The sequence below is a fragment of the Nonomuraea corallina genome (assembly GCF_027620315.1).
Classification (GTDB): Bacteria; Actinomycetota; Actinomycetes; order Streptosporangiales; family Streptosporangiaceae; genus Nonomuraea; species Nonomuraea corallina.
Genome location: NZ_JAPNNL010000001.1, coordinates 97,226 through 108,070, shown reverse-complemented (window position 1 = coordinate 108,070; position 10,845 = coordinate 97,226). Strand labels below are relative to the sequence as shown.

14 protein-coding genes are annotated in these 10,845 nt (G+C 67.7%); 10 read left to right on the top strand and 4 right to left on the bottom strand.

The window, feature by feature from the left end; genetic code table 11:
* The 3 genes from OUY22_RS00590 to OUY22_RS00580 all read left to right on the top strand — a co-directional run.
* Positions 1-993 (top strand): sensor histidine kinase (locus tag OUY22_RS00590; RefSeq protein ID WP_270152611.1); only part of this gene is annotated, 993 nt, incomplete at its 5' end.
* Between the two features lie 70 nt (positions 994-1,063).
* Positions 1,064-2,080 (top strand): serine hydrolase domain-containing protein, encoded by a 1,017-nt coding sequence (locus tag OUY22_RS00585; RefSeq protein ID WP_270152609.1) that lies wholly within the window; start codon positions 1,064-1,066, stop codon positions 2,078-2,080.
* Positions 2,081-2,200: 120 nt separating this feature from the next.
* The gene (locus OUY22_RS00580) at positions 2,201-2,449 is read left to right on the top strand and encodes an SCO4226 family nickel-binding protein (protein ID WP_270152607.1); all 249 of its coding nucleotides are present in this window, start codon (positions 2,201-2,203) and stop codon (positions 2,447-2,449) included.
* 12 nt (positions 2,450-2,461) lie between these two features.
* Here the strand turns inward: OUY22_RS00580 and OUY22_RS00575 are convergent, their stop codons facing one another.
* Positions 2,462-2,887 (bottom strand): TIGR03668 family PPOX class F420-dependent oxidoreductase, encoded by a 426-nt coding sequence (locus OUY22_RS00575; protein ID WP_270152605.1) that lies wholly within the window; start codon positions 2,885-2,887, stop codon positions 2,462-2,464.
* A gap of 292 nt (positions 2,888-3,179) precedes the next feature.
* On the opposite strand from OUY22_RS00575, the gene OUY22_RS00570 reads away from it, so the two are divergent.
* Positions 3,180-3,662 (top strand): hypothetical protein, encoded by a 483-nt coding sequence (locus tag OUY22_RS00570; protein ID WP_270152603.1) that lies wholly within the window; start codon positions 3,180-3,182, stop codon positions 3,660-3,662.
* Between the two features lie 104 nt (positions 3,663-3,766).
* Entirely contained in the window at positions 3,767-5,008 is a 1,242-nt protein-coding gene (locus OUY22_RS00565) for a class I SAM-dependent methyltransferase (RefSeq protein ID WP_270152602.1), read from the top strand.
* 2 nt (positions 5,009-5,010) lie between these two features.
* Here OUY22_RS00565 and OUY22_RS00560 read toward each other — a convergent pair whose 3' ends face one another.
* From OUY22_RS00560 to OUY22_RS00550, 3 genes are all read right to left on the bottom strand, one after another.
* Positions 5,011-5,574, bottom strand: coding sequence for an NUDIX domain-containing protein (locus tag OUY22_RS00560; RefSeq protein WP_270152600.1), 564 nt, complete (start codon positions 5,572-5,574; stop codon positions 5,011-5,013).
* A 62-nt stretch (positions 5,575-5,636) separates the two neighbouring features.
* Entirely contained in the window at positions 5,637-5,918 is a 282-nt protein-coding gene (locus OUY22_RS00555; protein WP_270152598.1) for a hypothetical protein, read from the bottom strand.
* 45 nt (positions 5,919-5,963) lie between these two features.
* Positions 5,964-6,743 carry a hypothetical protein gene (locus tag OUY22_RS00550; protein WP_270152597.1) on the bottom strand — a complete coding sequence of 260 codons (780 nt, stop codon included), beginning with the start codon at positions 6,741-6,743 and terminating at the stop codon, positions 5,964-5,966.
* Positions 6,744-6,862: 119 nt separating this feature from the next.
* Here OUY22_RS00550 and OUY22_RS00545 point away from each other — a divergent pair, with 119 nt between their 5' ends.
* The 5 genes from OUY22_RS00545 to OUY22_RS00525 all read left to right on the top strand — a co-directional run bounded on the left by OUY22_RS00545 (position 6,863) and on the right by OUY22_RS00525 (position 10,823).
* Positions 6,863-7,186: a hypothetical protein gene (locus OUY22_RS00545; protein ID WP_270152596.1), complete on the top strand. Its 324-nt coding sequence runs from the start codon at positions 6,863-6,865 to the stop codon at positions 7,184-7,186.
* Positions 7,187-7,425: 239 nt separating this feature from the next.
* Entirely contained in the window at positions 7,426-8,511 is a 1,086-nt protein-coding gene (locus OUY22_RS00540; RefSeq protein WP_270152595.1) for an AAA family ATPase, read from the top strand.
* A 5-nt stretch (positions 8,512-8,516) separates the two neighbouring features.
* Positions 8,517-9,188, top strand: coding sequence for a DUF4276 family protein (locus OUY22_RS00535; RefSeq protein ID WP_270152616.1), 672 nt, complete (start codon positions 8,517-8,519; stop codon positions 9,186-9,188).
* A gap of 418 nt (positions 9,189-9,606) precedes the next feature.
* Positions 9,607-9,972: a hypothetical protein gene (locus OUY22_RS00530; protein ID WP_270152594.1), complete on the top strand. Its 366-nt coding sequence runs from the start codon at positions 9,607-9,609 to the stop codon at positions 9,970-9,972.
* Between the two features lie 224 nt (positions 9,973-10,196).
* Positions 10,197-10,823, top strand: a complete 627-nt coding sequence (locus OUY22_RS00525; protein ID WP_270152593.1) for an NTF2-like N-terminal transpeptidase domain-containing protein — start codon at positions 10,197-10,199, stop codon at positions 10,821-10,823.
* Positions 10,824-10,845: the final 22 nt, after the last annotated feature.

Here is a 10,845-nt window from a genome sequence, read left to right as displayed (position 1 = left end):
CTGGGGCGGCGGGGCAGCCGGTTATGGCTGTTCGAGCCGAGCGAACGGCTCGACACCCAGCTCGCGCTGCTCCGCCGGCGGGTGGGTACCGTCACCCTGATCGGCGCGGTGGCGGGCGCGGCGGCAGGACTGGCGCTCGGGCGGTACGCGGTACGGCCGCTGGTCCGGCTCAGCCGGCAGGCCGCGGCCCTCGACACCCGGCCGGAGCCGTCCGCCAGGATCCGGCTGGACGCCGGGTCCCGGGTCCGTGAGATCGACCACCTGGCCGGGGTGCTCAACGACCTGCTGGACCGGCGCGACGCGGCGGTGGCCCGCACCGGCGAGGCGCTCGACACCGCCCGCGCCTTCGCCGCCTCCGCCGCGCACGAGCTGCGCACCCCGCTCACCAGCATGGGCGCCAACCTCGCCCTGCTCGACCACCCCGGCCTCACCCCCGCCGACCGCGACGAGCTCGTCGCCGACCTGACCGGCGAGCACGCCCGGGTGCAGCGGCTCATCACCGTGCTTCGCCAGCTCGCCGCCGGAGAGCTGCTCGACCCCGCGACCTCCGCCCCGGCCGACCTCAGCGGCATCGTGCGCGAGGCCGCCGCCGCGGCCCGCCGCCGCCACCCGGGCACGACGATCGAGGAGTCCGTGGCGGACGGCGTGACCGTGCGCGGCTGGGCCGAAGGGCTCCGGCTGATCGCCGACAACCTGCTGGACAACGCCGTCAGGCACGGCGCGCCCCCGATCACCGTGCGGCTCTCCCGAGAGGGGGCCGCCGCCGTCCTCACCGTCGCCGACGAGGGGGCCGGAGTCCCCGACGGGGATCGTGAGGCGGTGTTCGACCGGTTCCGCCGCCGCCCGGACAGTCCGGGCTCCGGCCTCGGCCTGACGCTGGTCCGTCAGCAGGCCGAGCTGCACGGCGGCGCCGCCCACGTGACCGGCTCCCGCTTCGAGATCCGGCTGCCCACGGCCGGCGGGACCGGCCGGGCCCGCTCGTGGCTGGAGTGACTGCCAGAGATTTGCCAAGAACACCCGCCACCATCGCGTCCTGTCCCGTCCACCCACTTCAGGAGGCGACGTGCGCGGCATCCTCATCGCGCTCACCCTGGCCGCTCCCGCGGCCCCGTCCGCCGACGTCATCCGGCCGTCCGCGGACCCGGTCAAGCTGGTCGACGCCCAACGGCCGCTCTCGGTCACGTACACCTACAAGGGCGAGCGGCGCACCCTCGACGACTTCCTCACCCGTACGAAGACCAACGGCTTCCTCGTGCTGCGCGGCCAGAAGATCGTCCACGAGCGCTACACCGACGCGAACCGGAACACCCCTTTCCAGTCGTGGTCGATGGCCAAGTCCTTCACCTCTGCGGCGCTCGGCGTCGCGCTGCGGGAAGGGCACATCCGGTCGCTCGACGAGCCCGTCACCAAGTACCTGCCCGAACTGCGCAGGTCCGGCTACAACGGCGTGTCCATCCGCAACCTGCTGCAGATGTCGTCCGGCACCGACTGGGACGAGCGCGAGGACGTCCCCCGGATGCAGATCGCCGCGAACCAGGGCCAGTCGCTCACCCGGATGGCCGCCCGCCAGCAGCCCGACTGGACCCCCGGGACCCAGTTCGAGTACAACAGCATGAACTCCTACGTCCTGGCCCGGGTGATCACCGAGGCGACCGGCACCCCGTACCACCGCTACGTCGAGAAGAAGATCTGGCAGCCCGCGGGCATGGCGGGCACGGCCCGGATCGCCCGCGACGGCAAGGGCGAGAGCCTCGGCTACTGCTGCTTCCAGGCCACCGACCGCGACTACGCCCGCTTCGGCCTGCTCTACCTGCGTCAGGGCAAGGCCCACGGCAAGCAGGTGGTCCCGGCCTCCTGGGTGAAGTCGTCCACCACCCCGTCCAAGGTCAACCCGCGGTACGGGGCGCACTGGTGGCTGGGCGAAGGCCGGGCCTTCATGGCGGCGGGCTTCGGCGGGCAGTACATCTACGTCTCGCCCGAGCACGACGTGGTGATCGTCAAGTCGACCACCTCGACCGGCGCGCACGACCAGGAGGAGGTGCTGGCCGCCTTCGGCGCGGTCGCCGCCGAGGTCTCCTGACGCCCGGCGGCTCGCCCACCCTGGGGGCGGGCCGTCCGGCTATTTTGGGTCCGCTTGGGTGCGCCCGCGTCGGAGGCGACCTTACGCTGAACGAAACGGCCCTGCCTGGGGGAGGCAGTGATGGCGAAGTTCATGGACGTCCATCGCGACATGATGGGCATCACCGACGAACAGCTCGAGGACGCGCACATCGCCGACATCGCGATCCAGGACGAGGAGGGAGTGACCTTCGAGCACGCGTGGGCGGACCCGGACGACGGGATCGTCTACTGCCTGTCGGAGGCGCCCTCGGCGGACGCCGTCCGGCGCATCCACGAACGCGCCGGCCACCCGCCCGACGAGGTCCACCCCGTACCGCTGGCCATCTGAGTCCGCCGGCCGTCAGCCCGCGTACCGCCACCCCGACCAGCGGGTGACCCGGACGACGATCACCGGTCCCGCCGGGCGGCGCTCGCGGTACTGCTCGTACTTGCGCGCGAGCGCGTCCAGCGCGGCGGCCCTGTCCGGGCCGTCCGCCACCACCGCAGCGCGCCCGTCCGCCCGCACCCACCACAGCCGGGTCCAGTCGTCCTCGTAATGGTCGGCGAGCAGCGCGACCTCCGGGTTGTCGCGGATGTCGCGCAGCCGCCGCAGATCACCGGTCCGTTTCGGCTTGTGGTCCACGGCGGTCACTATCCGGTCGCCCTCTGCCGCGCCTTCGACCGCGAACGTGACGGGCACGAGCCCCGGCTTCCCCCGCGCGCCCACCGTGGCCAGCCGGGCGACCCGCGCGCCCGCGAACATCAGCCGCGCCGTCTCCGCGTCCATGCCTCCAGCATGCTGGGGGACCGACCAGGGGACCGTCACCGTCACGTAAGCGTTCGGGATCGCCACGCCGGGTACGAACGCGCCATCTCTTAGGCGAGGAGGCGGCACCATGATCCCCGGCTGCGGAAGCTGTGACTGCAACGACGTGATGTACGAGGGCACTCCGCCTCACTGGACGACGTTGCGCACCGAATGACCGTCGCGGAGGCCCCGCCGGCCACCAACGACGGGGCCCCCGCCGCTCGTCTGAAACGTTTCGCCACATGATCCAGAAGTTCACGCCAGCTCGTTCATGTGGACCTCCGTCCAGCGCGAACTCGCCCTGCTCGGCCACCGCAGCCTCGCCGTCGACCTGCCCGGACACGGCCTCGACGCCCAGTACCCCGTCGCCTACCAGGCCCCGCAGGACCTGGATGCGTGGGCGGCCGAACCGTCGACGCTGGCCGGAGTCACCCTGCGGGGCAACGTCGACCCCGCCGTCGTCGGCGCAGGCCGGGCCGACTACCGCACCGCCGACCCGGAACTGCTCGCCGCTCTCCAGGCCGCGACCATGGCCGACGTCACCGACGAGCGGTTCATGGCCTTCCTCAACATCCTCCAGCCGGACGAGTCGCTCGCGGTGTTGATGGCCGACGCGCGGGGGCAGGCTGATCACCCGATGACCCGCCTCCTCCACCGCGCCGCGCACAGCCGGTCGGTGGGGGCGGCGGGTCGCTCAACCGATGTTCGTCCTGGGATCGCACCGTTACTATCTCGGCATCGAGGCGAATTCTGATCTTCATGGCTGACAGGCCGGCGAACGGAAGGGTGGCCCCCACCACGCGCACAGCAGGACGCCCGCCGTCCCCGGCCCTCTCCATCCGACGAGCGGAAGACATCATGAACATCACTGAGTGCACCGAGTGCCGCATCTGCGCGAACCGCACCCTGCTGCCCGTGCTCGACCTCGGCACGCAGGCGCTGACCGGGATCTTCCCCAGGTCACGCGAGGAGGTCGTGCCATCGGCCCCGCTGGAACTGGTCAAGTGCTCCCCGGACGGCTGCGGGCTGGTCCAGATCCGGCACACGGTCGACCCGTCGCTCATGTACGGCGACCGGTACGGGTACCGCTCCGGCATCCGGCCCTTCATGATCAACTATTTACAGGGCAAGGCCGCCAGGCTCACCGGCATGGTCGACCTCGGCCCCGGCGACCTGGTCGTCGACATCGGCAGCAACGACTCGACCCTGCTGCAGGGCTTCCCCGCTGACGGCCCCACCCTCGTCGGCATCGACCCCACAGGCGAGAAGTGGCGCCGCTACTACCCCGACCACATCGACCTGATCCCCGACTTCTTCTCCAGGCAAGGACTGGCGGAACGGTACGGCGAGCGCAAGGCGAAGATCATCACCTCGATCGCGATGTTCTACGACCTGTCCGACCCGATGGGGTTCATGGCCGACATGCGCGACCTCCTCAGCGACGACGGCGTCTGGATGGTCGAGATGAGCGACCTCGGCTCCATGGTCAAGTCACTCGCCTACGACGCCATCTGCCAGGAACACCTGGAGTACTACTCGCTGGCCCAGATCGAGTGGATGGCCGAGCGCGTCGGCCTCACCGTGACCAGCGCCGAGATCACCGAAGTCAACGGCGGCAGCCTCTGCCTCACCCTCGTCAGGAACCCGGCCAGGCACCGGATCGACGACGCCGCCATCGCCCAGGTCCGCCGCCGGGAAGCCGACCTCAAACTGGACACCTGGGCCACGTACGAGACCTTCGCCCGCCGCGTCCAGCACCACCGGGACGAGCTGCGCGCCTTCCTCGACGACTCCCGGGCCGCCGGCAGGCTCACGCTCGGGTACGGCGCGTCCACCAAGGGCAACGTGGTCCTGCAGTACTGCGGCATCGACACCCGCGACCTGCCCTGCATCGGCGAGGTCAGCCCGGAGAAACACGGCTGCTTCACCCCCGGCACCGGCATCCCGATCGTGTCCGAGGAGGACGCCAAGGCCCGACGCCCCGACCAACTGCTGGTGCTGCCCTGGGTGCACCGGAAGGGGTTCGTCGAGCGGGAGCAGCAGTTCCTGGCGGAAGGCGGCAAGCTCGTCTTCCCGCTCCCCGTCATCTCGTCGGTCTGACCTCAACCCCGCTCGTGCATGAGCAGCAGGAAATAGGCGGCAACGGTGGAGTCGTCCCGGATGCTCCCGTCCCGGATCATCTCCTCGAACTCCGCCCGCGAGACCCACCGCTGGCGCATGTCCTGCTCCTCGTGCTCCCGCCGCGGCACGCCACGGCTCAGGCCGGTGGCCAGGAACGCGGTGAACGCCTGCCCGCTCGCGCCGTGCCAGCCGAACAGGCTGCCGAGCGGGGTCCACGAGGCCGCGGTCACACCGGTCTCCTCGGCCAGTTCGGCGCGGGCGAGCTCCTCGGGCGTGCCGGCGCGGCCCTGCGGGAAGCTGCCCTGCGGGAACTCCCAGTAGCGCCCCTGGATCGGATACCGGTACTGCTCGACGAGGTGGAACCCGCCGTCCTCGGCGGCGATCACCACGGCGTAGTCGGGCCGGTCCACCACGGAGTAGATGCCGCGGCTGCCGTCCGGGCGCTCCACCACGTCCTCGCGCAGCGACAGCCACGGGTTGCGGTACACCTCCTGGGAGGAGACCGTCCGGATCACGCCGGGCACCCGCTCCATGGGCTGGACCATCAGGACATCACCGTTCCTCGCTCGCCGGCCGTCTGTCTCTCCCCGCCTCGCGGCGCCCCCGGTCACGGTCGCGGATGGCCCCGGCTCCACGTGCCGAACGGCGGGGCGGGCCGGTCCATGAACTCCTTGAGCTGCTCGACCCTGCCGACGCAGCCGGGGCACACGTGCACCTCCACCGCCCTGGCGGTGGCCTCCGGCGTCGGCTCACGGAAGGTCCCGGAGATCGTCATGCCCAGCGGCAGATTGGTCTCCGGGTCCATCATGACCGTCATGACCTGCGCGGGGGTGAAGCCGAAGGTCTGCTTGCACAGGTGACACCGGCCGATCGTGGGGATCTCCTCCATGAACCGCCTCCTTCACCGCACCGTACCGCCCCGGTCCCTCCGGCGTCAGTCCTGGAGCTTGCCGGTGACCTGGCTCCTGGGCGGCGGCTTGATCGAGACCTGGGTGCCCCAGCCGGTGTAGCGGGTCTCCGTCACGATCGTCTTCTCCTCCCACGAGGGAAGGTTCCCGAGGTTCTTCGCCAGCCACGTGGTCTTCAGCTTGCTGGGCAGACCCCTGCGGTCGACCGTGAGGGTGTAGGTGATGGTGGCATCGGTCGCACGGATCAGTCCCAGCGTCTGGCGGAACCACGGAGAGATCTTGTACACCCGCTCCAAGGCGATCGTGCCCTGGTAGGTGGAGCCGCTACGCTTGCCGCGCTTCACCAGCTCCGCCAGCGTGACCGGCTCCAGCGGGCTCACCAGCTGGCCGAACCAGCTGCTGACGGTCCCCGTGTTGAACAGGCTGGTGGTCTTGTACCAGGTCTTGCCCTTGGGGAGGCTCTCGGCCAGGACCCCGCCCGAGCGCCAGGCGTCCTTGCCTATGATGATCGTCCGCTCGGGCTTGGTGGTGTGCCCGTCGAACAGCGGCGAGGCGAACGCGCCTCGGATGTCGGAGGCGACGATGCCCTTCTTGCCGAACTTGACGACCCCGGTACGGCGTACCAGCGGGTCGTTGTTGATGCTGCCGACGAACGCGCTCGCGTCGGTGAACCGGACCCCCTTCCCGGCCTTCAGCTGGGCCTTGAGCGCGGATACGGGGTTCTTGGCGGCGTTTTCGGCGGCCTGTGCGGGTAACGGCGCGAGCAGCAGACCCGCGCCGGCCACAAGTGTGATCACGAGTTTCATGAGGGGCAATCCTGCCCGAAGATGATCACAGCCGCATGTCGTTCGATCCCCGCTCCGGACCAGCCGGGGGTGCCGTACCGGCCTTGTCATGATCGCCTGCCTGTGCTTCCGTGTCCAGGGTGAGCCGTGATCCCGTTGTAGGCGCGCGTCTCGAACCTGTCCCGGCAAAGGGGAGGGCGAACCCCATCACACCGCTCCTCGCCCTGGGCGCGGTCCCCCTTCTGCTTGCCCATTGGTTCATCGTCGCCGAGATTCTCGGACGTGACTGCACCCTTCTGTACGAGGGCGGCAACATAACGGAATGTGTTGGCGGACTCTCAGAGGAAGAGGTGATCGCCGTATCGGGACTGGTCGCGCCGGCACTGCTTGTCATCCAGATGGGGCTGATCGTCCTGGTGCGTCGGCGTATCCGCGGTGCGTACGTCGAGTGGGCAGGGGACTGAGACGTCGAAGCCCTGGACCGTCGATCTCCCCGAGCCGGTTAACATAGAAAGGCAAGCGTCATCAGCCCTGCTGAGGGCTGCTGTGGCATAGGCGTCGCTACCCCCGGTCCAATGGCACCGAGCTGTGTGGGTCCGGAAAGCGCAAGCATCACGGCCGCAACATTCAGGTCATTGCCATTTCAACCTCCGACTGCGGAGGGTGGACGCGCCGCATCAGAGGATCACTCTAAGCTGGGCACATGGTGCCGGGTAGATTGCAGTCGATCGCGATCAGGGGATACACCTCGATCCGCTCCACTGAGGTGGAGTTGCGAGATCTCAATGTTTTGATCGGTGCCAACGGCGCGGGCAAGAGCAATCTCATCTCTGTCCTCGCCCTGCTCGGCCGGATCGTCGACCATCAGCTGAACCTGTTCGTTGGCCAGGCGGGTGGGGCCTCTGCCCTGCTCTATCGCGGGGGCAAGAGTATCCCGGAAGTCGACCTGCGCCTGAGATTCGGGTCCAACGTGTACTGGGCCAAACTCATCCCGGCTGCTCGCGATGAGCTGATCTTCGGTCTTGAAAGCATCGAGGTGCGTGGCGAAGAACATGTCCTGGGACGGGGGCATCGGGAGAGCCGCCTCACGGATGAGATCGATGAGCAGGATTTGTCATCGATTGCCGGCCATGTGGCTGACACGCTGCGCGGTTGCCGCGTCTTCCACTTCCACGACACCAGCGCGAACGCTCCCGTCAAGCAGACAGGGTTCGCTTCCGACAACGTCGCGCTGCACCCGGATGCCCGAAATCTGGCCGCCATCCTGCTTCGCCTCCAGCAGGAGGACCACGCCGCATACAGGAGGATCGTTCAGACGATCCAGCAGGTCGCGCCGTTCTTCAGGGACTTCGTACTCATCGAGGAGAACGACCGACTGCGGCTGCGGTGGCAGCAAGAGGGCTCGGACGTCGTCTTCCCTGCAGACGCGCTGTCGGACGGAACGCTCCGTTTCATCTGCCTGACAACCTTGCTCAGCCTTCCCGATCTTCCTGACCTCGTCGTGCTCGACGAGCCGGAGCTCGGTCTGCACCCCTATGCCATCGTGCAGTTGGCCGACATGCTGCGCGCCGCCAGCACCACCAGTCAGATCCTGATCGCGACCCAGTCGGTGACGCTCATCAACCAGTTCGAGGTAGACGATCTCATTGTGGTTGAGCGAGACAGGGGAACGTCGGTCTTCAAACGACTCGCCCCCGCAGGGTTGGCCGACTGGCTGGCGGAGTACTCCTTGGGCGAGTTGTGGGAGAAGAACTTGCTCGGCGGCAGGCCGCAGACCGAGTCGCGGTGACGGAAATGCGCCGAGTGCACATCCTGTGCGAGGGCCAGTCTGAGGAGACCGTAGTCCGCGAAGTCATTGAGCCCTACCTATGCAGCTCCGATGTCTACCTTACTTGGTCTATCTTCACCACCAAACGTCCCGCAGGTGGCCCTTCCTTCAGAGGAGGCGTGTCCACGTGGGCCAAGCTCGCTACAGAGATCCGCCTGCTGCTCGCTGATTCCTCCATCACTGTTTTGACGACCATGTTGGACTACTACGGACTCCCAAGCGACGTGCCCGGCATGGCGACACGTCCCTCAGGTTCGCCGTACAACCGTGTGACTCACGTCGAGCGTGCCATCGCTGACACCATTGACCGCCCTCGTTTCCTACCACACCTGGTACTTCACAAACTGGAGGCATGGGTTCTGCTGGGTCATGAGGCACTCGGCGAACTCACCGGCGACGACGCGCTCGCCCAGGCCGTCCAAGCCATTGTGGCGCAGGCGCAAGGTGCAGAACTGGTCAACGACGGGGCCAGCACAGCGCCCTCCAAGCGTCTACTTCGTCTATATCCGCGGTATCGCAAGACCTCCGACGGCCCGCTCGTCATAGCCGAGATCGGGATCAACACCATCAGGAGTGCCTGTCCTCACGCGGACGCCTGGCTCTCCGCGGTGAACGCTGCGCTCACGAATGAACGCTGACGCACCGCATCAAGCCGGCTCTCGGCAGGTTGCCCCTACCGAGACTTCACGCGAGATCGGCAACAGGTTGCTCGATCGTCAGCCGGCGCCTGGAGGCTGAGGGGTGTCCGTGGCCATGCAACACGCACTCGGCCGTTGACGCCTTCTGTTGACAAGATCCCAAACGATCTCCAGGACCGTTCAGAACCTTTCGCCGTGCTGCTCGTCAAGACTCCGGCTGTCCATGTCCGTCCGGCTCAGTTCAAGATCGTCCATTCGGGTGGCTCTCAAGGTGGCTCCCGGAACCGGATCGTATCTGCATAGAAAATTCCCGAAGTAAGCGAATCGCTCGACAGCCATGACAGGGCGAATTGGCACAGAACATAACTAAACGCCCCTCTTAGAATTCATCCCGCATTTAATCCGGTACGTTGGTGATGTGCAAGACGGCGAACGTCGTTTATCCGCCGAGGAGCAGGCCGTCATTCTGGCGCTGCTCGCACAGGACTTCCCCGGTGTGGAGGAACTGCGGGCTCAGGTGTCCTCCGCAGTCGTCGCCAGTCGTTGCGGGTGCGGATGCGCAACTCTGGATCTTCGTTCAGGAATGGGGCCTCCGGCTCTGGCGTGCCCCGTGCAGGACGGCGTGCTCATCTCCGCCTTCACACGAGCACGTGGCGACGGCGTACTGCTCTTCGTCGAAGACGGCTACCTCTCATGCCTGGAGGTCTACGCCGCCGAAGACGAACCCGCCCCGCTGCCTCATCCCGAACACCTCATCGTGGACCCGCCAGGCTCCTGGGCCTGACCTCTGCGAGGAGATCGGCGCCCAAGACACCACACGAACCACGGATCGCAGAAGCCGATTCAATCGGCGACCAAGGCCTTGACCTGCGGTGGTGGCGTCCGCGGACGTCCGCCGAGGTTCGTTTGCGCAGGGCGCTGTTTGTGGCGGACGTTCCCGCTCGATGGCCCAGGGGCGATCGGGCTCGGGTGCTGAGTGTTGTGGCCCAGCCAATAGGATCGCCCGATATGCCCGCATTTTCTCGCCGCCGGCGACGGACAGCGATCACCATCGCCGTAGCTCTGACCGCCGTCCTCGGTTTGGGCATTGCCGTCTACCTGACGGTACGCACCAAAGGCTCGCCCAAGGGGACGGCGACCGCGTTCCTGACGGCCTGGCAGCGCGGCGACCTGCACGCCATGAAAGCCCAGGTGCTGGAGCCGCCCCGAGACTTCGACGGCATCTACAACGCCTTCACCAAGGGCTCCCAGGCCAAGCGGATAACCATCCAGGACATCCGCGTCCGCCCCAAGGCCCACTTGAATTTCGGGGAGACCGCCACCTACTACGCCTCGTTCGCCGTCACCCTCGACGGACCGGTCCCCTACACCTATAACGGAGAACTGGAGATCATCGATTTCGACCGCGCCTGGAAGGTGCGCTGGTCACCGACGGCGGTCCACCCCGAACTGGAGGAGAGCGGCTTCAGCGAGGTGCGGCAGATCCGCGTCGTACCCCAACGCGACGGCTCCTCCCGGCTCGTCCTTTTGGAAACACGTGGCAAGGGAGAGCAGGCAGGACGACTTTTCGCCGACGAAGGCCTCAAGCTGGCGGCCATCCTGGCCGACTCAGCCCAACCTGGGGTCACTGGGTAGTCGTCACCACGAAGACCGGTTC